Annotated in this window: 28 protein-coding genes; 5 read left to right on the top strand and 23 right to left on the bottom strand. The window is 34.8% G+C overall.

Going from position 1 to position 25,157, the window contains the following annotated elements; translation table 11 throughout:
- Window positions 1-13: 13 nt before the first annotated feature.
- The 7 genes from HYI43_00610 to HYI43_00580 all read right to left on the bottom strand — a co-directional run bounded on the left by HYI43_00610 (window position 14) and on the right by HYI43_00580 (window position 5,968).
- Window positions 14-676 carry an ABC transporter ATP-binding protein gene (locus tag HYI43_00610; GenBank protein UDI77122.1) on the bottom strand — a complete coding sequence of 221 codons (663 nt, stop codon included), beginning with the start codon at window positions 674-676 and terminating at the stop codon, window positions 14-16.
- A gap of 12 nt (window positions 677-688) precedes the next feature.
- On the bottom strand, window positions 689-1,738 hold the full coding sequence (locus HYI43_00605) for an ABC transporter permease (protein UDI77121.1): 1,050 nt from the start codon (window positions 1,736-1,738) through the stop codon (window positions 689-691).
- An 86-nt stretch (window positions 1,739-1,824) separates the two neighbouring features.
- Entirely contained in the window at window positions 1,825-2,349 is a 525-nt protein-coding gene (locus HYI43_00600; GenBank protein UDI77120.1) for a dihydrofolate reductase family protein, read from the bottom strand.
- Between the two features lie 137 nt (window positions 2,350-2,486).
- Window positions 2,487-3,254, bottom strand: a complete 768-nt coding sequence (locus HYI43_00595) for a glucose 1-dehydrogenase (protein ID UDI77119.1) — start codon at window positions 3,252-3,254, stop codon at window positions 2,487-2,489.
- Between the two features lie 139 nt (window positions 3,255-3,393).
- A complete protein-coding gene (locus tag HYI43_00590) occupies window positions 3,394-3,816 on the bottom strand; it encodes a lipocalin-like domain-containing protein (GenBank protein UDI77118.1) in 423 nt (140 codons plus the stop codon).
- A 40-nt stretch (window positions 3,817-3,856) separates the two neighbouring features.
- Entirely contained in the window at window positions 3,857-4,612 is a 756-nt protein-coding gene (locus tag HYI43_00585) for a 3-hydroxybutyrate dehydrogenase (GenBank protein ID UDI77117.1), read from the bottom strand.
- Between the two features lie 39 nt (window positions 4,613-4,651).
- Complete coding sequence (locus tag HYI43_00580; protein ID UDI79240.1) at window positions 4,652-5,968, bottom strand: GntP family permease; 1,317 nt, start codon at window positions 5,966-5,968, stop codon at window positions 4,652-4,654.
- 172 nt (window positions 5,969-6,140) lie between these two features.
- Here HYI43_00580 and HYI43_00575 point away from each other — a divergent pair, with 172 nt between their 5' ends.
- On the top strand, window positions 6,141-7,064 hold the full coding sequence (locus HYI43_00575) for a LysR family transcriptional regulator (protein ID UDI77116.1): 924 nt from the start codon (window positions 6,141-6,143) through the stop codon (window positions 7,062-7,064).
- A gap of 144 nt (window positions 7,065-7,208) precedes the next feature.
- Here the strand turns inward: HYI43_00575 and HYI43_00570 are convergent, their stop codons facing one another.
- The 5 genes from HYI43_00570 to HYI43_00550 all read right to left on the bottom strand — a co-directional run bounded on the left by HYI43_00570 (window position 7,209) and on the right by HYI43_00550 (window position 10,644).
- The gene (locus tag HYI43_00570) at window positions 7,209-7,847 is read right to left on the bottom strand and encodes an NAD(P)-dependent oxidoreductase (protein ID UDI77115.1); all 639 of its coding nucleotides are present in this window, start codon (window positions 7,845-7,847) and stop codon (window positions 7,209-7,211) included.
- A 143-nt stretch (window positions 7,848-7,990) separates the two neighbouring features.
- Window positions 7,991-8,419 carry an Rrf2 family transcriptional regulator gene (locus HYI43_00565; GenBank protein UDI77114.1) on the bottom strand — a complete coding sequence of 143 codons (429 nt, stop codon included), beginning with the start codon at window positions 8,417-8,419 and terminating at the stop codon, window positions 7,991-7,993.
- A gap of 166 nt (window positions 8,420-8,585) precedes the next feature.
- Window positions 8,586-9,602, bottom strand: a complete 1,017-nt coding sequence (locus tag HYI43_00560) for an HlyC/CorC family transporter (protein UDI77113.1) — start codon at window positions 9,600-9,602, stop codon at window positions 8,586-8,588.
- 161 nt (window positions 9,603-9,763) lie between these two features.
- Window positions 9,764-10,195 carry a 6-carboxytetrahydropterin synthase gene (locus tag HYI43_00555; protein UDI77112.1) on the bottom strand — a complete coding sequence of 144 codons (432 nt, stop codon included), beginning with the start codon at window positions 10,193-10,195 and terminating at the stop codon, window positions 9,764-9,766.
- A 17-nt stretch (window positions 10,196-10,212) separates the two neighbouring features.
- On the bottom strand, window positions 10,213-10,644 hold the full coding sequence (locus tag HYI43_00550; GenBank protein ID UDI77111.1) for a MerR family transcriptional regulator: 432 nt from the start codon (window positions 10,642-10,644) through the stop codon (window positions 10,213-10,215).
- 145 nt (window positions 10,645-10,789) lie between these two features.
- On the opposite strand from HYI43_00550, the gene HYI43_00545 reads away from it, so the two are divergent.
- The gene (locus HYI43_00545; protein UDI77110.1) at window positions 10,790-12,115 is read left to right on the top strand and encodes an MFS transporter; all 1,326 of its coding nucleotides are present in this window, start codon (window positions 10,790-10,792) and stop codon (window positions 12,113-12,115) included.
- A gap of 66 nt (window positions 12,116-12,181) precedes the next feature.
- On the opposite strand, the gene HYI43_00540 is transcribed toward HYI43_00545, so the two are convergent.
- From HYI43_00540 to HYI43_00490, 11 genes are all read right to left on the bottom strand, one after another.
- Entirely contained in the window at window positions 12,182-13,039 is an 858-nt protein-coding gene (locus tag HYI43_00540) for a patatin-like phospholipase family protein (GenBank protein ID UDI77109.1), read from the bottom strand.
- A 25-nt stretch (window positions 13,040-13,064) separates the two neighbouring features.
- A complete protein-coding gene (locus HYI43_00535; GenBank protein ID UDI77108.1) occupies window positions 13,065-13,523 on the bottom strand; it encodes a MarR family transcriptional regulator in 459 nt (152 codons plus the stop codon).
- Between the two features lie 161 nt (window positions 13,524-13,684).
- The gene (locus HYI43_00530; GenBank protein ID UDI77107.1) at window positions 13,685-13,909 is read right to left on the bottom strand and encodes a hypothetical protein; all 225 of its coding nucleotides are present in this window, start codon (window positions 13,907-13,909) and stop codon (window positions 13,685-13,687) included.
- Window positions 13,910-14,034: 125 nt separating this feature from the next.
- Window positions 14,035-14,673 carry an ATP-binding cassette domain-containing protein gene (locus HYI43_00525; GenBank protein ID UDI77106.1) on the bottom strand — a complete coding sequence of 213 codons (639 nt, stop codon included), beginning with the start codon at window positions 14,671-14,673 and terminating at the stop codon, window positions 14,035-14,037.
- Complete coding sequence (locus tag HYI43_00520; protein UDI77105.1) at window positions 14,666-15,433, bottom strand: ABC transporter ATP-binding protein; 768 nt, start codon at window positions 15,431-15,433, stop codon at window positions 14,666-14,668. The genes HYI43_00525 and HYI43_00520 overlap by 8 nt, the downstream gene beginning before the upstream one ends.
- The gene (locus tag HYI43_00515; protein UDI77104.1) at window positions 15,400-16,170 is read right to left on the bottom strand and encodes an ABC transporter permease; all 771 of its coding nucleotides are present in this window, start codon (window positions 16,168-16,170) and stop codon (window positions 15,400-15,402) included. The genes HYI43_00520 and HYI43_00515 overlap by 34 nt, the downstream gene beginning before the upstream one ends.
- Window positions 16,167-17,123 (bottom strand): ABC transporter permease, encoded by a 957-nt coding sequence (locus HYI43_00510; GenBank protein ID UDI79239.1) that lies wholly within the window; start codon window positions 17,121-17,123, stop codon window positions 16,167-16,169. Before HYI43_00510 ends, HYI43_00515 begins: the two co-directional genes overlap by 4 nt.
- 2 nt (window positions 17,124-17,125) lie before the next feature.
- On the bottom strand, window positions 17,126-18,679 hold the full coding sequence (locus HYI43_00505) for a nickel ABC transporter substrate-binding protein (protein ID UDI77103.1): 1,554 nt from the start codon (window positions 18,677-18,679) through the stop codon (window positions 17,126-17,128).
- Window positions 18,676-19,368: a class I SAM-dependent methyltransferase gene (locus HYI43_00500; GenBank protein UDI77102.1), complete on the bottom strand. Its 693-nt coding sequence runs from the start codon at window positions 19,366-19,368 to the stop codon at window positions 18,676-18,678. The genes HYI43_00505 and HYI43_00500 overlap by 4 nt, the downstream gene beginning before the upstream one ends.
- A gap of 153 nt (window positions 19,369-19,521) precedes the next feature.
- Window positions 19,522-20,883, bottom strand: a complete 1,362-nt coding sequence (gene brnQ, locus HYI43_00495) for a branched-chain amino acid transport system II carrier protein (GenBank protein ID UDI77101.1) — start codon at window positions 20,881-20,883, stop codon at window positions 19,522-19,524.
- Between the two features lie 199 nt (window positions 20,884-21,082).
- Complete coding sequence (locus tag HYI43_00490) at window positions 21,083-22,282, bottom strand: GTP-binding protein (protein ID UDI77100.1); 1,200 nt, start codon at window positions 22,280-22,282, stop codon at window positions 21,083-21,085.
- Window positions 22,283-22,540: 258 nt separating this feature from the next.
- Between HYI43_00490 and HYI43_00485 the strand changes: the two genes are divergently transcribed.
- The 3 genes from HYI43_00485 to HYI43_00475 are packed head-to-tail and all read left to right on the top strand — an operon-like array spanning window position 22,541 to window position 25,039.
- Entirely contained in the window at window positions 22,541-23,284 is a 744-nt protein-coding gene (locus HYI43_00485; GenBank protein ID UDI77099.1) for a metal ABC transporter ATP-binding protein, read from the top strand.
- Window positions 23,277-24,113, top strand: a complete 837-nt coding sequence (locus HYI43_00480; GenBank protein ID UDI77098.1) for a metal ABC transporter permease — start codon at window positions 23,277-23,279, stop codon at window positions 24,111-24,113. The genes HYI43_00485 and HYI43_00480 overlap by 8 nt, the downstream gene beginning before the upstream one ends.
- The gene (locus HYI43_00475) at window positions 24,110-25,039 is read left to right on the top strand and encodes a metal ABC transporter substrate-binding protein (protein ID UDI77097.1); all 930 of its coding nucleotides are present in this window, start codon (window positions 24,110-24,112) and stop codon (window positions 25,037-25,039) included. The genes HYI43_00480 and HYI43_00475 overlap by 4 nt, the downstream gene beginning before the upstream one ends.
- Window positions 25,040-25,157 lie beyond the last annotated feature (118 nt).

Raw genomic sequence — 25,157 nt, 5'->3', positions numbered from 1 at the left:
GTTTTTAATATGATTATTTTTCTTTTAAGCGTCCGTCTTCCATATGAAAGACTTTATCACAGAACTTCGTTAAACGTTCATCGTGCGTTACGATAATACAAGTTTTATGACGTTGTTTAGATTGTTCTTTTAAAATTTCCATGACTGCCATCGCATTTTCCGTATCTAATGAAGCAGTTGGCTCATCCGCTAAAATAATGGATGGTTGTGTGTAAATTGCCTTAGCTATCGCGACACGTTGTTTTTGACCGCCCGAAACTTCAGAAGGTAATTTATTTTCAATTTCTTTCAAACCTAAATCACTCAACAACTTATCATATTCTTCAGTACTTAAGACACCTTTTTTATAACTTTTCAATAAATGAAATTGCTGTTTAATTGTTAAGAATGGCACTAAATTAGTAGCTTGTAAGATAAAGCCAATTTCTTTCATTCTCATTTTAGCTAATTGTTTTTGACTCATTTTTGAGATTTTTTTGTCGTTGATAAAAATTTCACCAGATGTTGGTGTTTGTAATGCCCCTGCCATGGTTAGAAATGTACTCTTACCGGAACCGGAAGGGCCAACGATAGCTATGAGTTCACCTTTTTCAAAAGATAACGATGTTGGTTTGACTGCTTCAATGATATGATTACCATCTTGGAATTCTTTGGTAACTTGCTCAAATTTTAACATAGTGGCACCTCCTTATCCGATTGCCTTGAGTGGGTCAATTTTGCGAATAGATAATACTGAGAATAAACTTCCGACAAGTGATGTTAGAATCAAGACGATACCAAAGATTATGAGCGTGCCCATATTAAATTGTACAGGTACCGCTTCCGGCAAGACTAGACTTGTAAGCAATGTCAGTATTAAGCCAATCAATGTTCCGATTAAGGCTAATATGAATGTTTGTGCAAGCACCATCTTCATTAAGAAGCCATTTGTAAATCCTTGAGCTTTTAACACGCCAAATAAATTCTTCTTCTGCAATGTAATGACATATAAGAAGACGCCAATAACTGTAGCAGAAATAACGAATAAGAATGTTATCATAAAGTTCATCGTTAAATTCTGTGGTTTATAACCTGGTAGATTCTCTACAAATTTATCTATACCGACGACTTCTAAATCACTATCAACCTTTTTATCTTTCCAATGACTATCTTTGACGACAACAGCATTGGTTTTATCTGACGATAACGCAGGGTTAATTTTTTCAATCGTTTTATTATTTGCGAAAATGACGGGCGATGCATTATATTTAGCACTTTCAGAGACACCTACGATATGTAACTTTTCATCAGATTGAGACAACTTTATCGTATCTCCTACTTTAAACCCTTTATCTTTTAATGATTGATCGATCACAACGTCATTATCTTTACTAAATTTTTTACCGTCCACAATCTTTGGAATCAAGAACGATTTAGATGTCACACCAAAGAGCAATGCATTCTCTTCACTATCTCCATTTGATGCGATGACACCCATTTGTTTTAAAGGTGCTTCTTCTTTGAATTTGCCTTTGACATCAGATGTCTTAAACACAGATTGTTGAACCGTTTGGTTGGCATCTTTATTCAATACGATGGCATCCGCTTTCCACTTCTTGATGCCCTCAGTATTCATATTAATTAAACCATTCGCTAGTCCGGATAATAAAAATAGTAAATAACTAATCAAAACAAGAATGCCGATAATTAATCCGAATTTTAGCTTATTCCGTTTAATTTCGTTCCATGCAAGAAACATTTAATCCCCTCCTTTATATGTAATATTAACAAGTATAGCAATACTTATATTAAAAATTACAATGTTATGACTAGACTACTTGAACATTAGTCATATTGAACATCATAAGAAAGTTCTACAAATTGATTATATTGTGTCACGTCTCTCAAATTTAAATGAACTTTGTCACTCATATCATTAAATAAATTTACGCCTTGGCCTAGTAACTTAGGGGCAATAGTTAAGCGCATGGATGTTAAAATGTGTAAGTTCACCAATTCAGAAATCAAGGCACCCCCACCTACAATCCATACAAATTCGTCATCTCCAAATCTATTAAATAATGATTTTAAATCTCCACTATAAAATTCAATATCCCAATCTATAGAAACATCCTGCGATGTAATCACGATCACTTTTTTACCTTCGTACGGATTCTCTTTAACATCATTGTCGAGTAACCATCTAAATGTATTCCCACCCATAATCACAACGTCTACATTGTCATAGAACTGGGCATAACCATTGTCTCCTTCTCCTTCTACCTCTTCTAGAAATTGAACGCTTTCATATCGATCTGCTATGTATCCATCTACAGAAACACCTAAATAAGCACAAATATTTGCTGACATTTTTATCCATTCTCATTTCTCTATATGTAATTTGAACCTAACTATACCGATTATGGTAAAAAATATAAAGAAAAAGGTGGAACCGAATTCAATTTGAATTCGTCATTCCACCTCAATCATATGAATAAATATGAAGACTAGTGTGCTGTTTGACCACCATCAACAAGATAAACTTGAGCAGTCATGAATTTTGCTGAATCAGATGATAAGAATAATACGATGTCAGCAATATCATCAGGTTGTGCTGCTTTAGCCATTGGTACACCTGAAATCATTTGTTGCCATTTTTCATCATCATCTTTCCAAGCTTTAGTCATATCTGTTTCAGTTAATCCTGGGGCAACAGCGTTAATACGAACGCCATCAGTAGCATGGTCGAAACCAGCTGATTTTGTCATACCGATTACTGCGTGTTTTGCAGCAATATATGGTCCCATTTGAGGGTCAGCAATTAATCCCGCAACTGAGGCTGTATTAACAATTGTACCGCCTCCGCTTTGAAGCATACTTTCTAATTCATATTTCATTGATAAGAAGACACCTTTAACGTCTACATTAATGACTTTATCAAATGTGTCAGGGTCAATATCTGCAAATTTTTTAGGTTGATTTAAGATACCTGCATTGTTAAATGCGTGGTCAACACTACCAAATTCTTTAAGTGCTTTTTGCATCAATGCTTGTACTTGTTCTGGGTTAGACACGTCTGTTTTAACGAATAATGCATGGCCACCATTATCATTGATTTCTTGTGCAGTTTGTTGTGCACGTTCATCAACGTCTCCGATAACGATGTTGGCTTTCTCTTGTGCAAATTTTAAAGCAGTCGCTTTACCAATTCCTGATGCTGCGCCTGTAATAACAACTGTTTTTCCTTCAAATTCATTATATCTCATACTAGACATCTCCCTTTGAATTTTTCTTCGTGTGCTATGTGCAATTTATCCCATTTGAAAGCCTTACCTAACATTTATTCGTTAATATGACTTTCATAACGCTCTACCTCTAAAGTGCATTTTTTAATCATTTTGTGAAAAATTTATCTTATTTCACACGTTGCCATACTAATTTTTGGTTAGGCACGTTACCGTTCACAATACTAAGTGTGTCGCCTTCTAATTCAAAAACACGAGGTTGTGTATCGCCTAACCAAGTTGGATTCATACTTACTTCCATAGTGTGATACACTGTTGAATTCTCTTCGTCTAATTCGAAACGACCAGCGTATGCAACGTAACCATGTGCTGCTTCAGCCATTTCATCTTTAGTACCTGTGTGTAAGTCTCCTGATTCATATGCTTGACGTCCTTGTTGCATTAATTGTGCTGACATATAACCATCTGGATTATACATAATGAATCCTGTTGCATCTTTACCTAGTGGGAAGAAGATGTTACCATCTTTATCTTCATCTTGATATCTCACTAATTTCCAAGTTCCAATTAATTGTTCTTTAAGTTCTGCCATTCTGAATACATCCTTTCTTAATTTTTAATTGATTTATAAATTATGCGTTTGAACCGCCAGAAACACTAATTGTTTCACCAGTAATCGCTGTTGCACCATCAGATGCTAAGAATACACAAGTTGCTGCGATTTCAGATGGTTCTAATAAACGGTTCATTGGCATTTTACCTGTAATATATTTTTCCATTGCTTCTTGTTCAGTTGAGCCATCTTGTTTTGCAAGGTGTGCAAGTTGGTTCTCAATTAATGCTGTACGAACAGGTCCTGGTAATACTGCGTTCGCTGTAATACCATCTTTAACTGTTTCAAGTGCAACTGTTTTAGTGAAACCGATTTGTGCGAATTTAGAAGCAACATAAGCAGATTTAAATGGGTCTGCCATTTCACCATGTGCAGATGAAATTGTAATAATACGGCCACTTTGTTGTTGTTTCATTGATGGAATAACATGTTTCGTCATCAAGAACGTACCAGTTTGAATAACGCCAATCACTTTATTCCATTGATCTAATGGGAAATCTTCAATTTTATCGATGTGTTGAATACCCGCATTATTCACTAATACGTCAACTGCACCGTATTTATGATTTACATCTTCAATCGCTTTTGAAACTTCGTCTTCATTTGTTACATCAACTTGATAAGCCACACCATTGTTTAATGTGCTTGCCGCTTTATCAGCCGCTTCTTGATTCATATCGAAGATAAATACACGATCTTGTTCTTTATCGAATGCTTGTGCGATTGCATATCCTATACCTTGTGCTGAGCCTGTTACGATTACATTTCTTGTCATAATTGATTACCTCCTATAATTGTTTGGTGCTGCATTTTCCTAAAAAATAATAACGCCTAATAGTACGACTATAAGTGCTAAAAGGTTGGCACCAGTGTTTGTAATAAATAAATATTTGAAACCATTCTTATGTGTTAATCCTGTAAGTGCAAAGAACGTTAATACAAAGCCTGTGTGTGGCATAACGGTGAAAATAGATGATGACATGGTTGCCACCCTGTGAATGACTTCCGGGTCAATGCCCATATCAACATAATGTTTACCGAATGCTTGTAAGACGATTCCGAGTGAACCTGAAGCTGAACCTGTAATCACACCAAATAATGCTGATGCTACGGCTAAGCTGATAAGTGGGCTACCAGGAATATCTAATATCAATTTACGAATTGTTTCGAATCCAGGGGCTAATGTAATGACTGTTCCAAAAGCAATAGCTGAGCCTGTAAGGAACATTGGCATTAACGAATTCGCTGCCCCTTCATTAAGCACTGCTTTTTTAACTGGAATATAGTTGTAAAAGAGCAATGCTGATAAAATAACTGACGTTGTTAAACTAATCAGTATTATGTTTTCAATACCCATTGCACTACCTATAATATTCATGATGATAAGTACCACAATCGGTAAAATACTTACGATAAAGTTTGGTGTTTTCTCTTTTGATGTCATGTTGTGATCTTCAATATCGTAATCGGCAAATGATTCGCCTTTTGCGATACTTTTATTCAATGCATGTTTCATATACCAAAGTCCAAAGGCAATAGCGACGATTGTTCCGACAATGCCTAGTAAAGGGGCTGAAGTAAGTGATGTGCCTAAATATTTAGTTGGTACAACGTTCTGTACAGAAGGTGTACCAGGCAACATGGTCATTGTAAAAGTACCCAAACCAAGCATAACTGGAATACCGATTAAGTTCCAAGCAAGATCCATTTGTTTGAATAATGGTTTCGCTAATGGAATTAATACAAAGACAACAACGTATAAACTAATACCGCCATACGTTAAAATAGCTGTAATAATAAAAATAGCAATTAATATTGCGTATGGACTATTTGTTCCCGTCTTAGAAACTATCTTTTCAGCGATAGATTGTGCGGCACCACTTTCATCCATAAATTTCGCTAATAAAGCACCAAGTATAAAAACGCCGAAGAAGCTAACAATGAAATCTGTTAAGCCAGTCATATAGGACGCTTTCGTACCGATGAGCGAGTCGAAAAATGGTAATTTATTAGTCAAGATGACTATAATAGAGGCCACAGGACCTATAACTAAAATGGAATAGTTTTTGACGGACATATATATAATGAAAATAATTGCTAATATAATCCCTATCGTTCCGATCATATCGATAACGTCACCCCTATACTTCTGTAATAACATTACGCATTCTGGAAAATGTGTCTGTTTTATGTCTAACTCTATTATCTAACCTTGGGGAATGAATGTAAAAGACGTATTTAACTATCAAATGTATAACTAAAAGGTTATAGCGCTATTTTTAATAAAGAAAGGAGCTTCACGCATGACACATAAAAATGACATACAATATCTAGAAGCCGTTCAACGGTATGGTAGTATTTCGCATGCGGCGAAACATCTTTATATTTCTCAACCTTACTTGAGTCGCTATATTAAAGAAATGGAGAATGATTTAGGCGTCACTTTAATTAACCGTGACAGTAACCCGTTAGAACTAACTTATTCAGCTGAACGTTTCCTCGAATATTTACATGAAATGGAGAATATTGATAATCAAATGCGCGAAGAGTTGCAGACGATTTCTAATTTGAAAAAGGGACGTATCCGTATAGGCGTAAATCCAATTTTAGCTACACATACGTTATATAATATATTGCCAAAATTCATTCAGAATTACCCAGGCGTAGAAATTGAATTAGTGGAAGAAGTGGCTCACAGAATCGAACAAATTGTATCTGATCAACAAGTGGATATTGGCGTTACGATTTTGCCGTTATATACCGAGGATTTATCTTATGAAATTTTATACACTGAAAGTATTTACCTAGCATTACCACCAGGTCATTCCTTACTTGATGAAGCGAAAGCGCATGCTAACGATGGTGCGTTCCCTTTTCAATCATTAAATAATGAAAAGTTTATCTTACTGAAACCTGAGATGACATTACGTCAATTATCTAATCAAATCTTAAAAGATTATGATGTTACGCCTGATGTCATGATGGAAACAGTAAGTGTGGAAAATGCACTCCGCCTTGTTAATGAAGGCATAGCCATTACCTTCGTACCAAAAAGTGTGAAAGATATGACTTCAGATCGTTTTAATGGGGAATTTGTCCAACTTAATCCACATCAGTATTACAATCAAGTTGTATTAGCATATAAAGAAAATCATAAAAAGCGATTATCTAAAGCAGCAAAGACATTTATTCAAATGGCAAAGTCTGGAGGTAATACGACTTCATAACTGTGTTCTAGTTTAAAAACAATGAACGTGGTGTTGACCATACTAATAGTAAATGCGAAACGCGTTTAGTTTAAAAAGCATACAAAAAGGGAGCTAAGACAAACATTCATTGTCTCGCTCCCGTTCCCTACTATCACATATCTATTATGCTTGTTCGCCAACTACTGTGAAACGTTCATTAATGTGGGCTGCATTTTCAGCTTCGTCTACAATCGCAATCGCATAATCTGCATAGCTAATGTAACTATTACCTTGACTATTAACTAATAACTGATCTTTACCTGATGTATATGAACCTGTGCGTTTACCTTCCGCATCAAATTCTGCAGATGGACTGACAAATGTCCAAGTAATACCTTCTGCATCTTTAAGGTCTTGAAGATTGCGTCCTTGACCTTTAGCTGTTGGTTTAACAACATCTGGGAAATCAGGTGTATCAACAACACGTGTTGTTTGTGCTTCATCTACGAATAGACTACCCGCACCACCAACAATAATCGCTCTAGTATCTACATCTTTTAATAACGCAATTAACGCACGTCCAGCTTCAACGTGGGCTTCTTCTTCACCAAGTGGTGCACTGAACGCATTAACAACGACATCAAGATCTTTAATATCATCTGTTGTTAAATTAAAAATATCTTTTTCAATCACTTTGACATCCGACTGATTTAATTTAGCAGCGTTTCTGACGATGGCAGTCACTTCATGACCACGACGTGTTGCTTCTTGTAATACTTTAGTTCCTACTTTACCAGTTGCCCCAATAATACCTATTTTCATTATTATTTCCTCCATTTGTTTATCTTTTCAGAGAGTTCATTTGTGGTTCAATTTGAAAAGTAGCGTTGATTCCATTTGTAACGCATATATTACGTTTAACATGTAACAAATTCAGTTACATGTAGGATATAACGGATGCTTCATTATCCGCTTTGTTGCAAGATACCTGAAACGATGTCATCCATAGTGACATTCTGTAATACTGTTTCCATAGCATCTTGTGCACGTAATAGAATCATCTCCAGCACACTTTGGATATTTGCGCCCACAACACAATTGATATTTGTATCCTCATGTATTTGGAAGAGTTCTCCCTCATCAACTACCTCAACTGCTTTATAGACATCTAATAATGTAATATCAGTCAGAGGCTTCAATAATTGAATACCACCGCTACCTTGATGCGTTTCTATCAAATGTGCCTGTTTTAGTTTACTAATTAATCTTCTGATAACTACTGAATTGGTATTCACGCTACTCGCAATATATCCTGAAGTCAGCGTTTGATTACCTTCTATTTTGACTAGCGATAATATATGTACAGCTACAGTAAATCGACTGCTAATTTTCAAACCAATCACCTCATGTAACTATTATAGTTACAAGTTAATTCATAAGTCAAAGATTAAGTTTTATTTATTTTTTGAAAAGTAACAAAATAGACCTCACTATCTAGTGACTAATTCTAGATAATGAGGTCGTGTATGATATTAATAATTATATAAGACAAAATGCATGTTAATTATACTCATCTTCAATATCGCCAACAATTTCTTCAAGAATGTTCTCTAAGGTAATGATACCTTGAAAATCTGAAGCATGATACACTGCAGCGATATGAACTTTTTTCTTCTTCATGACTTCTAATATATGTTTCAAAGGTGTTTCCATCTTAGTTTGAATCATCGGATTAACAAAACGTTCCAATGATGTAGGTTGTTCCACGTTAAACAATGATTTGGAATGAATAAATCCTACAATTTCATTATTTTTTATAGCCGGATATCTTGTATAAGCATTTGTTTTAATCTTGTGCATGACCTCTGGAAAACTTGTGCTTATATCGAGCGTTTTGACATGTTGTCGCTCAATCATTACATCTTTTGCGACTAAATTATCAAATTTGAAAGCTTGATTGATATGATGGAGTTCACTCTCATTAATTTCTCCACCTTCATGGCTATCATAAATTAATTGTTTCAATTCTTCTTCAGAGTGGAAGACTTCACTTTCTTTCGCAGGTTTCATATTGAACATTTTCAATATAATACGTGCTGCACCATTTAATATCCAAATAAATGGATACATTATCCTATAGAAAAAGATAATCGGTTTAGCAAAGCGTAACGTAATCGCTTCGGCCTTTTGAATAGCAATTGTCTTCGGCGCCATCTCACCTACAACAACGTGTAAAAATGTCGCAATTATAAAAGCACCAACGATAGTAAATGGATGTATCCAAGCTTCAGGAATACCTATACTACTAAATAATGGATGTAGTATAAATTCAAAGGTTGATTCTCCAACCATCCCAATACCCAACGCAGTAATCGTAATACCTAACTGACATGCAGCTAAATATTCATCTAAATGATTAACTACTTTCTTAGCCGCCAAAGCTTTACTCTCACCGGCTTTTGATAATTGCTCAATCCTGGTTGCTCTCACTTTAACAATCGCAAATTCCGTCGCTACGAAAAATGCCGTAAGGACTAATAATAAAATAAAAGTAATAAGACTAAATGTGGTCCCCAAATATGTTCCTCCATCATTTAAATATTGTAGCAATGCTACTATAATAATTATACCAATTTTATATTTTTATTCAAAATATTTAAATTATAATAATAGCAATCAATAGCGTTTAATTAAATGATTGAAACTAATGAACCATGTTATGAGGAAAATATTACGCTTTAAGACGTCATGATACTTTGATTTAGACTTACCCCATGGCGGTCAGTCTCAAATAATTGTAATTCATACATATGATTTTGTTCTGGAAGATGTTTTTCAAATTCATCCCAAATCCACATCGCAATATTCTCCGCTGTCGTATTGATGTTTGGTAACGTTTCATTTAAAACTTGATTCTCTACTTTAGGTTTAATAAATTCATTGTAAATTGCATCTACTTCATTAAAATCTAAACCTAAACCATACTTCCCAATAGGTGATAATACATCTACATACAAACGATAAGGATGATCATATAAATCTTGATATACCGTTTCACTAAAATAAATACGATTATCACAATTAAATTCATAACTTTGTTTTAAGATTGTTTGGCCTTCTTTATATCTGAAATGACTTGGAGGTTGAATGTGACTTAAATTTTTCTTCATAACAATACCTTCCTTATTTACTGATATATTTTTAAATCTTTTTCCCAAAGTTTATCTACAGTATCATTGTCAATTTCACCCGTGTTAAACTTCGCTAAATGATTATCATAATTATCAATCTTATACTTTAATAAGTTACGTGCTTTATGAATTGTTTCTAATTTCTCATCTAACTCACTTAATTGCATATTTAACAAATCTTTTTGACGTTGTTGAATTTCTTCATTTGAAGGTAACTGACCTAATTTACAAAACTCAATTAATAATTCGATCGTTACGCCAGCTTGACGCAAGTTTTTAGCTAAATAAATCCAATTTAAATCATTCGTTCTATAATCACGATACACGTTTTTATTACGTTCTACTGGGGGAATGGCACCCACTTTTTCATAATATCTAAGCGTATCTTGTGAAACACCCATGTGTGCTACTACTTCTTTTGTATTCATTCCATTATCACTCCTCTTTATTACTTAAGTTATACCATGGCGTTAACTTTATAGCTAAAAATTTAATATTTTTAAAATTAATGCTTGCTATGGAGTTAACTCCACCCTATAAAATAACTTTATTCTATTTAAAGGAAGTGTCCTTATGTCTAAACAGACAAAACGTATCATCCTCTTTATTATTTTATTTAGCTATTTTTTAATATTAATGGATAATTCAATTATATTTACTAGTACTGTGAAAATCGCTCAAAATTTAAATATGAATAGCGCTTCATTATCATGGGTCTCTAATGCTTATACCATAACTTTCGGCGGTTTCTTACTTCTAGCTGGTAGATTGGGTGACTTGTTTGGTCGTAAACGTATATTCATATTTGGATTATTCATTTTCGGTTTATCCAGCTTGAGTATCGGCATTGCTCAAACAAGCACACAGATTATTACTTTTAGAGCAATTCAAGGTATTGGATCTGCTATTATTGCACCTACATCATTAGCACTTTTAATGGACCATTTTGAAGGCAAAGCACGTACAAAAGCGATTAGTTACTATGGTGCGACTGCTGGAATAGGTTCAAGTATTGGTTTACTTCTTGGTGGTTGGTTAACTAGTGTAATTAGTTGGCGTTCTGGTTTTCTTATAAATGTGCCATTTACAATTATATTGATTAGCTTAACTGTTATGTATATTAAACCTACCATCGTTCATCGCATTAAAGTCGATTATATTGGCGCCATTCTCTCAGTTATTGCCACAATGACACTCGTTTATGGTATGACTAATAAATCATTAGTTGCCGTGATAATCGGTTTAATCTTATTAATTGTTTTTATTATTCTTGAAAAGAAATTAACATTTGCTCTAATGCCAATGTCTCTTTTTCAAAATAAAGTACGTACAGGCGCTTATATCGGACGCTTTATATTTATGATGGCTATGCTTTCCTATTGGTTTATTCTGCCACAAATAATGCAACACCTTTATCATTTCAATCCATTACAAGCGGGTATGGCCTTCTTACCTTTAACTATAGTTAATTTTATAGCAGCACTTTATTTACCTCGTTTAACTGAAAAGTTAGGCGACACACGCGTTCTTATGCTAGGTCAAATCATATTAACACTAGGAATGATTATAACGGCAATACTCAATCCGCTTCATGGATATTGGCTTGCCATAGGATTACCAATGATTCTTACTGGTTTGGGACAAGGTTGGTTACTTGCACCTCTTACTAGTGCAGGGATTTATGGCGTAGATGCTAAACTATCTGGTGCAGCAAGCGGTATGACGAACACTATGCATCAACTCGGTGGACCGATTGGTCTATCAATAATCGTTTTCTTCACATCACATATCGTAAACTTAGTTAACTATTATCATGTCGTGATGTGGTTAATTGTTATGTACATGCTCCTCGGTACTGTCATATTATGGCTAACGCAACGTTCTTCTAATAAAATATAAAAAAACAGACGGGAACAGGACAGAATTCATTTGTAATTCGTCGTCCTAGTCCCGCCTATTCTATGATTAATTCCAGAATGCTTTAATCACATCAGCATCTTGATGACCTTGCTCTTGTGCTAGTTTGAAAATATCGGGTCTTATAGCTGGATTAACTGTATTGCCTCCAAGTTCTTGTAATTTATTGAATACTTCGTTACTTGGTGTAATTAATTTAACTTCTGAACCACTTTCCTCTAGTTCTTTAATCGCATCTTCAAGTTTGTATGGTGTTGATACAGGAAGGTTTGTCGCAAAGATAAGTACTTTTTTAGCACCTTTAGCTAAATCGGCATTCTCCATAGAATGACAACCACCATCAAAATGTTTTTCACCATTAATTGTTGTTGCCGGCCACACGCCAGGTAATGACCCACTTGAAGCCATTGCTCTATGCAAGTCTACTTGACTATCCGCATTTAAAGCTACTCTTTCTGCTTTATTCGCATTTACTGCTGTAATCATAAGATTTTCAGGCCAATTGGATACTTTAATTCTATTTTGTAATCGATTAATATGCACACTTTCATTAAATTTATGATCTTCTAATGCATAAACACTATAATTTTCAATCCATTCTTTTGGCGTATTTGAACTATTTTGTATTTGGGCATATCTTGCAAAGATATCAGTCATATCATCTACAGGTGGTTCTTCATTCTCTTTTGGCGCAATTTGTTGTTCATAAATCTCTTCCCAACTTTGTTGAGATGTCAAACTCGTACCAGCTTGAGCACCTCCAGATGTACCAATTACTAAATCTGCGTGTCTCACATCAATACCTGCTTCAGTAAGGGCTGAAAGATATCCTAATTCCCAACCAATAGCTAGTGACCCGCCGCCACCTAATACGATTGCATGTTCTAAATTGTCTTTATTAGTCATAATATATACTCCTTTATTCATTCATTTAATTTTTATAATATTTATCTGCATTGAGCGACATTTTCTTTAAAACTTCGAAAGCAATTGCTTTCTCGTTATCATCAATACCCTCGGAAATCATTAATTCCCATTTACTTAAAATGTCCCAACTCACTTCTTTAAATGCCATTGCTTTAGGCGTAAGAAAGAGATTATATGCTCTTTTATCTTCTTGATTGCGTTCTCTTGTAATATAATCATTTTCTTCTAAATATTTAATTGCTCGATTTATACTTGCTTTATCTACACCGATGTCTTCAACAATTGTTTCTTGTCTTATACCATTCTCAATATACAGTGCAACTAAACACATCACCTGGATATAATTAATTCCATATGGCTTTAACTGCTCTGTAATATAAATATTGCCGCGTCTATATATTTTTGATGATAATTTTCCAATAAATTTAATATCGCGATACTCAAATTCTTTATCGTTTAACATAGCCTCACTCCATATAGTTGACTTATCAACTATTTAAATATACAACGTGTTAGTTGACTTGTCAACCAATTATGCACTTTACTTCTTTTCTAAAAATAAAAAGAGATTAAAGCAACGTTTCATTGCCTCAATCTCTTCTAAAGTTTAACAGTCGTTAACTATTAATCTAAATATTTATCTGCGTGTTCTAATCCAAATGTTTCGTTTTCAGCTTTTTCTTTTTTATACTCTTCTTCAGATATTTGTTTAATATCTTCAACAGCATAGCTAACTTTTCTAGCAAATTCTCTGACTTCATCTTCATTATTAGCTAATACAAAAACAGTTAAAACATTGTCATCTACGATATCTTTATAGTGTTGGTAATGCAATCTGTAAATATTCATTGGAAAATCCCCCTCTAAATTCTATAACCTTATGCCGATTCACTTTAATGAAAGGTTTAATTAGTAAGATATGCCCTAATTCAATGTTTTCCAAACCTGAAACTTAACCAATTCACAAAATATTTTTAATTCCCAACACAATAATCTAATTTGATTGTCATCCCTTCAAACGAATTAAGCACGTACGAATCATGTGAAATTATAATGAGTTGCGTATGTTCTAACAATTTAAGCATTTGAAGTATTGCTTCCTCATTAATCACATCTAAGTTTGTTGTCGCTTCATCTAATATAAGGATTTGTGGTTCTATAATTAACGCCTTTGCAATCCATACACGTTGAAACTGGCCACCACTCAACGTGTCTATTCGTTGATTTAAAACATTGGGTGCTAATGCACATTGTTCAAGTACCGCTTCAATTCTCTTATCATACGTTTCTTTGTTAACATGATAATTCTTCAATGGCTCTGTTAAGATATAGCGCACCGTTTTACGTCCATTTAATGTGTCTTTCTGATATTGTGGCACATACTGGATCACTTTCATCCATTCTTTCGTAGTATATTCTTCACGTAGCTTATGGTTTAAATATAATTGTCCACTATAATCCGTATCTAATCCGGCTAGAATTTTAGCTAACGTCGATTTACCACTTCCACTTTCTCCACTAATCAATAAGTGATGATGATTCATTTGAATGTTAATATCTTTGAAAATACGTTTCCCATCGATATGTTTCGTCATATTGTTCACTTCAAGCATCATTTCGTCTCCTATGTGCAATAGAAATTAACTGTTGTGTGTAGGGTTGGGTTGGATTATCTAAGATAGACTGTGCATCGCCACTTTCAATAATACGACCATCTTTCATAATGCTAATATGCGTCGCATAGTTTTTAACTAAATTAAGATCATGTGTGATAAAAATAAACGTCATATTATAACGCTGTTTTGCCTGAACTAAGTGATGCATAAATCGCTCAACATTACCTGCATCGAGGGCGCTTGTCGGTTCATCTAAAAATAAGTAGTCCGGACGTCTTATTAATGACATTATGAAAGCAATACGCTGTGCCATGCCACCACTTAATTCAAAAGGATAATGTTGGAGTAACTGCTTTCCATGACTCAAACCAAGTGCATCCATCTGTGCTATGACCTCGTCAGTACGTTGTTCCGAAGATAATGAAGCGTCTATCGCTTCATACACATACTGAAAATGTTTAGCAATGATTATATTCTGAAACATGTTGCTGTAGACATCTTGAAAGACGGCATCTGTCTTATCCAAATCAATGTCTACCGTTCCTTGGTAACGTAAATGATTACGTTTCATGCCAAGTATCGTTCTAGTTAATAACGATTTACCGCTCCCACTTTCACCAATAATGCAATGAAAATCGCCTTTGTGCACTTTTAAAGATATTGAATCTATCAATGTACGATTTTTATCAAATACGCTTAATTGGTCGACCTGTATTACAGGCTTTATGATGCGATCTTTTTGTTGAGTATTTGGCATAATAAGGCACAACCTCCTAACAGTAATCCAGGGAAGAAGAACAACCATGGCGCGCCATTAAAATAACTTTTACCATCAAATAAAATTGTTCCTAATTCTGGTGTAGGCGGTTTAATACCTAAACCAAGAAAAGCAAGCCCAGAAATACTAAGCATAATCTTTCCAAAATCCGCTGTTACTAAAGCGAAGATATTACTACACAAGTGTGGAATAACATGTATGACTGTTGTTTTAAGCGTCGAATTACCACTCAATATGGCATATTGTATAAAAGGACGTTTCTGAATATCACGTGTTAAATTTCTAAAGTAACGTAAGTAACGTCCCATCCAACCTAACGTCAGTGCAAGAATTAATCCAATCATTGAATTACTAACCAAACTCAGTACAACGAGTGCGATGATAAATGAAGGTATCGCTAATAACATATCTGCGATAAACATCATTATTTGGTCTATCCACTTTCTTTCAATTCCTGCAATTAAACCAAGTGACAAACCAAGCCCAACACTGAGTATAATGACAATCGCAGTCAAACTAAGGGTTACCAAACTCCCAATACATAATCGCGCAAGGAAATCTCGTCCTAATTGATCCGTTCCTAATAAATGTTGCCAATTAGGAGACTGCAATGGCACAGATTGCTCCGTACTATGCATAACACTGTATAACACTAACACTATCAAGAAAATAATGGTCAGACTTAATGTGACATATTGTTTACTTTGCATCTTCATGTCAAACCTCTTTTCTCTTCTTCAAGTGATTGATGTGCGTGACGACGTAATCTAGGCTCATTATTTAAAATAATCAAATCTCCCAAGTAATTTATTAGCATGATACTTACAATAATGAAAACGACAATGCCTTGAATCAATGGATAATCTCGTTGATTAATGGCATTTATCAATAGTTTACCTAAGCCTGACATACTGAAAATAACTTCTAGTATCACTGCTTTTCCAACTAAATGAATAACGCTATTCACTGAAATAGTCATAAGTGGTGCAAATATCTCTTTAATTTGCACAATTATGCGTGCCTTCAACGTAAAACGGCGCAACAATGCAAGTTGATACGCATCGTTATCTAGCGTCTTTTCGATAAGATGTGCGGTCATTAATAGGATATGACAACCTTCAATTAGGACAATTGTTAGAATTGGTAAGATAAAATGTTGCCATGAATCACTACCCACAAATGGCAAGCATTGCCAACGAACGCCTAAATAATAAATGAATAATATAGCTAACCAATATTCAGGCATAGACGTCATCACTTGCGCAAAGCCTTTAATAGTATGTGCATATCGTGAATGAGGTTGTGTACCAACGTAATACCCAATGATATATCCGACTGGCAACATGATACATGCAGAAACACTAATTAATATCAGCGTTGGAATGATTGCATCTACTATCATTGCAGTTACAGGTTCGTTTGTACTAAAGCTATAACCTAGATTTCCAGTCAACGCATGACCTACCCAATCAATATATCTAAGAAACAGATTCCGACCTAAACCAAGCTTATGTTGTGCTAAGTCGATATTTTCTTGCGTAATCGTAGTATAGCCATGGCGTTGTAGATAGAGTATGGCTGGATTACCAGATGTCTTCTCAACTAAGACGAAGATGATAAACGAACTCACGATTAAATAAAGTACTAATTTAAGCGTTCGTTTCAGCATCATTACTCGTTAACTTTCAAGTCTTTATAATCGATTGGCGCATCTGTTAATCCTGAGAATTTAAACGCTTTGACTTTATCACTCACTACAAACGTTTCATTTGGATACGCAATAGGCACACCATAATATTGCTTATTGAAATGCTTAAATATTTCATTGAAAGCGTGTTGTTGGTCCGCTTTAGATACTTTTGATGGGTACGCATCTAATTGTTTAGTCAGTGTCTCGTCATTTGCTAAGACACCCGGCTTACCATCATTATTTTTAAATACTGAACTCATAAAGTTATATGGCATTAATGCATCTGAATACGTTCGATAGAAAATGAGGTCATAGTCTTTTTTCGTCCACAATGTATCGTAATAAGATTGTGCATCTAATGTTTTAATGTTTAATTTAATACCTGCTTGTTTCATATCACGTTGCACTTGTTCTGCTTTATCTTTCCAATTCGGAAACTCTGCCGTCTGAATCACTAAATTGAATGATAGTGGTTTGCCATCTTTTTCAAAAAGGCCGTCATGGTTCTTCGTATATCCTTCAGATTTTAGTAGCTTTTCCGCAGCTGAAGCATCAAAAACATGTGCTTGTTGATTCTCTTGATTAACGTACTGTACATTACTTTGGAATAAACCATTAACTGATTTCCCAGCAATTTCTTTTGAATTGATACTCTTACTTATCGCTTCACGAATCGCTTTACTACTTAATGTTTTATTATTCGGATTAAATGCCATGAAATGACTAACTGTACTTGGTCTATCCTCAACCGTTAATTTGCTGTTCTTCTTATCTTGTTTGACTTGTTGATCTGATAACATTCCTAGTGAACCACCTGAAATATCGACCGATCCACTTTGAACAGCTGAGTTTCTAGAATCGCCATCTTCAATCGTTTGGAAAGCGAGATTGTATTTAACTGGATGATTATTGTCGAAATATTTATTTGGTTTTAATGTTGTCTTTTCTTTGCCTGTTTGATCAACGACAAATGCACCTGTCCCAATTGCTTTCTTGAATTTACCCGTTACTTTGTCGCCTTCTACAGAATGCGGACTCATAATACGTAATGGTCTGACTTGTGTTAATTCATTCAATACTTGATTAGATGGTGCTTTCAATTTAATTTGCACCACATGGTCATTTTTCACTACCACTTTATCTAATTTTTTTAATGTTTCTACTGTCGTATCTTTATTCATCGCTTTGGCACGCTCAATTGAGAATTTAACTGCTTTAGCATCTAACTTTGAGCCATCTGAGAATTTAACATTATCTTTTAAATGAAATTCATATACTTTGCCAGATTTATCAACGTGCCATTTATCAGCCAAACCTGCTTTAATCCCTTTATCTTTATCATATTTTACTAGTGCATCATATACCGCACTGTATACTGGCATAGCTGCGTCATAGCCTTGTGCATCTAGCTTATCGGCTTTGGCTTCAGTCGGTAACGATACAGTGATGTTCTTATCATCTTTATGATTGTTACCACACCCCGCTAGTAGAATCGTCGTACTTGCAGCAATCGTCATGATTAGTCTCTTTCTCATTTACCCGTACCTTCTTTCAACCTTGCTTTTATTAAAAATGATTCTTCATAAAGTGTGCGTAAATAATCATTAGGCGTTAAATAAAAATCACTATAATTTGTTAAATCAATCACGTCAGGAACTGGTTCTTTCATGACTGCCACTTCAAATCCTGCATCTACAAAGCTATCCACAATATGTTTCAACGAATGATTCTGCGATGGTGTCGCACCATACTGATTAATCGTGTCATCCATAAATTGACGACTCGGATTTTGTGTTAAGTCAGCAAAAGAGGCATAGTAAACACCACCAGGTTTCAATACGGCTTTTAAGTCTTTGGCATGTTGCGGTATGTCTTCGATTAAGTACAATACCGATGTACTCACAGCCGTATCGTATGTATATTCCGTGTCTTGAGGCTTATCCGTTAAAACATACGTAAGTGGACGTTGCCCTTTAAGTGCTTCTGCCTTTTCCAATGATAAACGTGCTAAATCAATCCCTACGCCTGCTTTAAATTGAACTTTATCGTATAACTTTCGTAAAAAGCCACCTTGATTGCATCCCACGTCCAAAATCGTCTTGCCCTCAATATCTGATGGATCAAGTAGTTGTATTGTTCTCTCCCAAGCCTCTTGGTGATCACGGGCCATATCATCGTCTGTTTCTTCGCCCTTTTGCCACCAAATATCATAACTCTTAGTCATCAAATTCTCCTCGCTATTATCAAATCGTAATAATTACGATTTATATAGTACTACAATATTTCTGTTTGCACAACAAAGATTTTTAACAGTATAAAAAATAAGCCATACTTAGCTCATATAACATGAGTTAAGCATGACTTATCGATTTTCAATTTATTGTGCTGAAGTACGTTTGCCTGCACGTACTTTATAAACGATGAAACCAATGATGAATCCAATGATTGCAGGTACAATCCAGCCCATACCAATTGTGAAGAATGGAATGTATTTTTGTGCGAAAGTAATCATTCCTTGTGCAAATGGTGTCTTCGCAAAGAATTCAGGACTTGCGTTTACACCGTCAAAGAATGCTGCAAACATTGTAAAGAATGTCGTAAATTGATAAACAATTGTAGAATGATTAAATAATGGACTCGCAAGTGTTAACAGGATTAATGTAATCGCTAATGGATAGATAAACATTAATACAGGTGTTGAATACATGATGATTTTTGTTAATCCAACGTTAGCAAAGATACATGCTAGCACTGCCACACCAGTCGCTAACCACATATAATTCATTTTCGGGAAGAGTTCTGTAAATGTTTCTGAAAATGCAGTAATCAGACCAATTGCCGTTTTCAAACATGCCACAATAATAATAAGTGACAAGACAATAATCCCATAATCACCCAGGTAATATTGTGCGATTTGTGCAAGTGCGATACCACCATTTTCACTAACTTTAAAATGACCTAAACTCATCGTACCCATTACAGCAAGCAACGTATAAATTAGTCCCATGCCAATAATACTAATTAGACCCGATTTAAATGTTTCTTTCGCAATACCATTTGGATTCGTAATACCTAATTTCTTAATTGTCGTAACAATAATAATACCGAATGCTAATGATGCTAAGGCATCAAGCGTATTATAACCATCAATAAATCCTTTAAGTAAGACACTATGACTATAATCGGCACTTACTGGTGCATGACTAATACCGCCCATTGGTCGAATGAATGCTAATAGCACCACAATACCTAGTAAAATTAAGAACACAGGATTTAAAAATTTACCTATATAATCTAATATTTTTGATGGCTTTCTAGCAAAGAACCATGCCATGACAAAGAATAAAATACTAAATATTGGTAATATAACCTTGCCAGTACTTGGTGAAATAAATGGTGAAAATGCAATTTCATAAGATGTTGTCGCAAGTCTCGGTAAGGCAAAAAATGGTCCAATAACTAAATATAAGGCAATCGTAAATATGTAACCGTAGATTTTACTCACTCTAGAAGAGATTTCAAATATGCCATTTGTTTTAGAAATACCAATCGCTACAATCCCTAAGAACGGCAAACCAATAGCAGTAATTAAGAAACCTAAATTAGCAAGCCATACATTCGAACCCGCCGTTTGTCCTAGATGGATTGGAAAGATTAAGTTCCCAGCTCCAAAGAACAAACCGAACAACATCGAGCCAATAAATATATTCTCTTTGACTGTAAGTTTTTGTTTCATCATATTTTGTCTGTCTCCTATTTTCAATTTACTTGCTATTATACAAAATTTTAGACCTTATTTGTTCGAAATATTCAATAAATTTAAGAAATTTACTATTTTAAGCTATTTTTAGGGATCTATGGGTCTTTATCGAAAAAAACCTGAGACATTGTACTTTGTCCCAGGTCTTAAACATCAGATGATTCACATATAGTTAAACTCAAGCTTGTCTAATTTGCCAGTGATATGGGTCTTCGAGTTGACTCCAATCACTACCAATTTCTTCACTATTTACTAAGCATTGGTCTAATTCTTTTTCAATTTCCTCTTGATTTAAATCGGTACCAATAATAACAAACTGTGTATTTCTATCTCCATATTCAATATCCCAGCTATCTGCCACGTCTGGACGTTGTTGAAGGATGTGCTCACGATGTTGTGGCGACATTGCCGCTACCCAATAGGTAACTGGATTGATATTGCATGATGAGCCTGCCTGCGAAAGTAGACATGCCACTTGATTATATTGTGCAAGCCACACAATGCCTTTAGAACGTACGATATTATCAGGCATTCGCTCTAACCAATCATTAAAACGTTTCGCGTGAAACGGTAGTCGTCTCGAATAGACGAATGAACCAATACCATATTCTTCTGTTTCAGGTGTATGTTCAGCATGACCTCCCTCAGTCAATTCCTTAATCCAACCTGCTGAATTACTTGCCTTCTCAAAGTTAAAACGCCCTGTATTTAAGACGTCGTTAATGTCCACTTCAGCATTAATCGTTTTGATGAGTTTCGCATCTGGTTGTAACTTTCTTAAAATATTTTCCAATCGTACTAAATCTGCTTCACTGACTAAATCTATCTTATTCAGTACTAACACATCACAGAATTCGACTTGATCTATAAGTAAATCAGCAATTGAACGCTCATCTGTTTGATCTGCACCTTGATCACGGTCAATCAGTAAATCTTCAGAATTGATATCATTAATAAATCGATTCGCATCCACTACAGTTACCATTGTATCGAGTTGGCAAATTGTTGTGAGGTCAATGCCCATCGCTTCATCAATATATGAGAATGTTTGAGCGACTGGCACAGGCTCTGAAATACCTGTAGATTCAATAACAATGTAATCAATATTGCCTTTTTGAACTAAACGCTCGACTTCTTTTAACAAATCATCTCTTAACGTACAACAAATACAACCATTAGATAATTCGACTAATTTTTCATCTGTTCGAGATAAGCCCCCACCATCAGCAACTAAATCTTTATCGATATTCACTTCACTCATATCATTCACAATAACCGCAATGCGACGTCCTTCACGATTATTTAAAATGTGGTTAAGTAACGTCGTCTTTCCAGACCCGAGATAACCACTCAATACCGTTACAGGTATCTTGCCCATAAAATCATACCTTTCTTTTTTAAATCGTAATCATTACGTTTTATATTTTACATTGATTTTTTTAGTTGTCAATGTGACTATTTTTTAAAATCACTTCGTGATTCATTTTGATAAACCTCTATTTATTGAGCATTTCATACATTCTAGTCTGCCATTTTGAACCTTTTTCAGATAGATAAAGACTTGACACTTTATAATTTCGGTGTTTATTATAAAATAAATTAGGTTAACCTAAACTTTTAATTAGGAGGTAATTGATTGATAAAAATTAGCAACATGAATTTACGGTTAAATCATAAGCATGTACTGAAAGATATTTCGTTAACAATACCAATTTCAGGTGAAATCATTGGTATCATGGGCCCCAATGGTGCCGGTAAATCTTCTTTATTAAAGAGTTTAATCGGTGAATTTAACGCAACTGGCGAGATGCATTTATATGGCAAATCCATACATAAACAATTGCAACATATTACATATATTCCTCAAAAAGCATATTTAGATTTAGACTTTCCAATTAATGTTGAGAAAGTGATTTTATCTGGTTGCTATCAAACGATTGGCTGGTTTAAACGAGTCGATCACTTTTCAAAGATGAAATTCAGTAAATTATTAAAGGATTTAGCGCTAGACAATCTACAATACAAGCAAATCTCTGACCTTAGTGGCGGTCAGTTACAACGTGTGTTGGTGGCAAGAGCTTTAATGTCAGAGAGCGATGTGTATTTATTTGATGAGCCGTTCGTTGGTATCGACTTTAAGAGCGAGCAATTGATTATGGCGAAGATTCGCCAACTAAAAGAAAAAGGAAAACTCGTATTGATTGTGCATCATGACTTATCTAAGGCAGCACAATACTTTGATCGTATTATTTTATTAAATCAAACGATTCGATTCTTTGGCGATAGTGCAAAAGCAATGCAACCACGATATTTAAATCGGACATTCCTGTTTAATATCGGGTCAGCACCAATTGAAAGAGGTGAAATATTGCATGACTGATTTCATCCAACATTTATTTGATTATCAATTCTTGAATCGTGCATTGATAACGTCTATTATCGTCGGCATTGTCTGCGGTACAGTAGGAAGTTTAATCATATTGAGAGGCTTATCTTTGATGGGTGATGCTATGAGTCATGCTGTCTTACCTGGGGTAGCACTCTCATTTCTATTCCATATTCCGATGTTTATTGGTGCACTCGTCACTGGCATGATCGCTAGTTTATTAATCGGTTATATTTCAAATAATAGTAAGACGAAACCCGACGCAGCCATTGGTATTAGTTTCACTGCATTTCTAGCGACTGGCGTTATAATCATCAGTCTTATTAATAGTGCAACTGACTTACATCATATTTTATTCGGAAACTTACTCGCCATCACCCGCCAAACATTTTGGACCACAATAATCATTGGAAGCATCGTGGTGTTATTGATTGTCATACTTTACAGACCATTAATGATATCAACGTTCGATGCTACTTTTAGTCGTCTAAGCGGTTTAAATACTACCGTGATTCACTATTTCGTAATGTTATTACTTGCCTTAGTAACAGTGGCAAGTATTCAAACAGTAGGCATTATCCTAGTCGTCGCATTACTCGTCACCCCTGCGTCGACCGCATTTTTAATCACGAAACATTTATATTCAATGATGATGATTGCAAGTTTGATTGGCGTAATAAGTTCTATCATTGGCCTATATTTCAGCTTTATTTATAATCTTCCGAGTGGTGCAACGATTGTGATTGCAACATTCAGCATTTATATCGTTACATTATTTATTTTAAAAATAAAAACAAAGTATAGAGGAGTACAAACAACATGAAAAAATTTATACCATTACTGATTGCATTGATTCTAGTTCTAGCAGCATGTGGTTCAAATTCAAGTGAGCAACATGCGAAGCATCACGATAAATTAAAGGTTGTCACAACCAATTCTATTATTTATGACATGGTTAAACACGTGGGTGGCGATCATGTAGATGTCTATAGTATTGTGCCTGTTGGTCAAGACCCACATGAATATGAAGTTAAACCGAAAGATATTAAGCAGCTGACAGATGCAGATGTTATCTTCTATAACGGATTTAATTTAGAAACTGGAAACGGTTGGTTTGAGAAAGCATTAGAACAAGCTGGTAAATCTACTGATGATAAGTCAGTCTTCGCGGTGTCTAAAGGTGTTAAACCCATCTATCTAAATGGCGAAACAGGTAATAAAGATAAGATTGACCCCCACGCTTGGTTAAGTTTGGATAATGGTATTCAATATGTGAAGAATATTCAAGAACAACTGATTAAAGCCGACGCATCACATAAATCAGATTATGAGAAACAAGGTAAGACTTATCTTGCACAACTTGAAAAGTTAAACAAAGATAGTAAAGATAAATTTAATGATATTCCGAAACAAGAACGTGCCATAATTACCAGTGAAGGTGCCTTCAAATATTTCTCAAAAGCCTTCGATATTAAACCAGGCTATATTTGGGAAATCAATACTGAGAAACAAGGTACACCATCACAAATGAAACAAGCCATTAAATTTGTTAAAGATAATCATATTAAACACTTGTTAGTTGAAACTAGTGTCGACAAGAAATCAATGAAGAGCTTGTCTGAGGAAACTGATAAAAGTATTTACGGCGAAGTGTTTACCGATTCAATTGGCGAAAAAGGATCTGAAGGTGATTCATATTATAAAATGATGAAACACAATATCAAGACGATTCATGGAAGCATGGAATAAGCCCGTATAAAACAATAAAAAGAGCCTGGGACATAAATAATAAAATAATGTTATTTTGCAAATTCGCAGTAGCTGACTGAACTGAAAATACGCTTAAATCAAGCTTTTCTCAGTTCTA

It is taken from the genome of Staphylococcus taiwanensis (assembly GCA_020544305.1).
Taxonomy (GTDB): domain Bacteria; phylum Bacillota; class Bacilli; order Staphylococcales; family Staphylococcaceae; genus Staphylococcus; species Staphylococcus taiwanensis.
Note: the sequence above shows the minus strand (reverse complement) of the source record. Positions and strands in the feature narration are given on the sequence as shown.

Excerpts from the sequence above, each read along its gene's own strand:
- HYI43_00515 (UDI77104.1), bottom strand. The coding sequence starts at position 16,170 with ATGAAGATGCAAAGTAAACAATATGTCACATTAAGTCTGACCATTATT.
- HYI43_00540 (UDI77109.1), bottom strand. The coding sequence starts at position 13,039 with ATGACTAATAAAGACAATTTAGAACATGCAATCGTATTAGGTGGCGGC.
- HYI43_00575 (UDI77116.1), top strand. The coding sequence starts at position 6,141 with ATGACACATAAAAATGACATACAATATCTAGAAGCCGTTCAACGGTAT.
- HYI43_00585 (UDI77117.1), bottom strand. The coding sequence starts at position 4,612 with ATGACAAGAAATGTAATCGTAACAGGCTCAGCACAAGGTATAGGATAT.
- HYI43_00610 (UDI77122.1), bottom strand. The coding sequence starts at position 676 with ATGTTAAAATTTGAGCAAGTTACCAAAGAATTCCAAGATGGTAATCAT.
- HYI43_00590 (UDI77118.1), bottom strand. The coding sequence starts at position 3,816 with ATGGCAGAACTTAAAGAACAATTAATTGGAACTTGGAAATTAGTGAGA.
- HYI43_00535 (UDI77108.1), bottom strand. The coding sequence starts at position 13,523 with ATGTTAAACGATAAAGAATTTGAGTATCGCGATATTAAATTTATTGGA.
- HYI43_00510 (UDI79239.1), bottom strand. The coding sequence starts at position 17,123 with ATGCTGAAACGAACGCTTAAATTAGTACTTTATTTAATCGTGAGTTCG.
- HYI43_00555 (UDI77112.1), bottom strand. The coding sequence starts at position 10,195 with ATGAAGAAAAATTTAAGTCACATTCAACCTCCAAGTCATTTCAGATAT.
- HYI43_00520 (UDI77105.1), bottom strand. The coding sequence starts at position 15,433 with ATGCCAAATACTCAACAAAAAGATCGCATCATAAAGCCTGTAATACAG.
- HYI43_00490 (UDI77100.1), bottom strand. The coding sequence starts at position 22,282 with ATGGGCAAGATACCTGTAACGGTATTGAGTGGTTATCTCGGGTCTGGA.
- HYI43_00525 (UDI77106.1), bottom strand. The coding sequence starts at position 14,673 with ATGCTTGAAGTGAACAATATGACGAAACATATCGATGGGAAACGTATT.
- HYI43_00530 (UDI77107.1), bottom strand. The coding sequence starts at position 13,909 with ATGAATATTTACAGATTGCATTACCAACACTATAAAGATATCGTAGAT.
- brnQ (UDI77101.1), bottom strand. The coding sequence starts at position 20,883 with ATGATGAAACAAAAACTTACAGTCAAAGAGAATATATTTATTGGCTCG.
- HYI43_00505 (UDI77103.1), bottom strand. The coding sequence starts at position 18,679 with ATGAGAAAGAGACTAATCATGACGATTGCTGCAAGTACGACGATTCTA.
- HYI43_00500 (UDI77102.1), bottom strand. The coding sequence starts at position 19,368 with ATGACTAAGAGTTATGATATTTGGTGGCAAAAGGGCGAAGAAACAGAC.
- HYI43_00550 (UDI77111.1), bottom strand. The coding sequence starts at position 10,644 with ATGAATACAAAAGAAGTAGTAGCACACATGGGTGTTTCACAAGATACG.
- HYI43_00605 (UDI77121.1), bottom strand. The coding sequence starts at position 1,738 with ATGTTTCTTGCATGGAACGAAATTAAACGGAATAAGCTAAAATTCGGA.
- HYI43_00595 (UDI77119.1), bottom strand. The coding sequence starts at position 3,254 with ATGTCTAGTATGAGATATAATGAATTTGAAGGAAAAACAGTTGTTATT.
- HYI43_00570 (UDI77115.1), bottom strand. The coding sequence starts at position 7,847 with ATGAAAATAGGTATTATTGGGGCAACTGGTAAAGTAGGAACTAAAGTA.
- HYI43_00600 (UDI77120.1), bottom strand. The coding sequence starts at position 2,349 with ATGTCAGCAAATATTTGTGCTTATTTAGGTGTTTCTGTAGATGGATAC.
- HYI43_00545 (UDI77110.1), top strand. The coding sequence starts at position 10,790 with ATGTCTAAACAGACAAAACGTATCATCCTCTTTATTATTTTATTTAGC.
- HYI43_00475 (UDI77097.1), top strand. The coding sequence starts at position 24,110 with ATGAAAAAATTTATACCATTACTGATTGCATTGATTCTAGTTCTAGCA.
- HYI43_00480 (UDI77098.1), top strand. The coding sequence starts at position 23,277 with ATGACTGATTTCATCCAACATTTATTTGATTATCAATTCTTGAATCGT.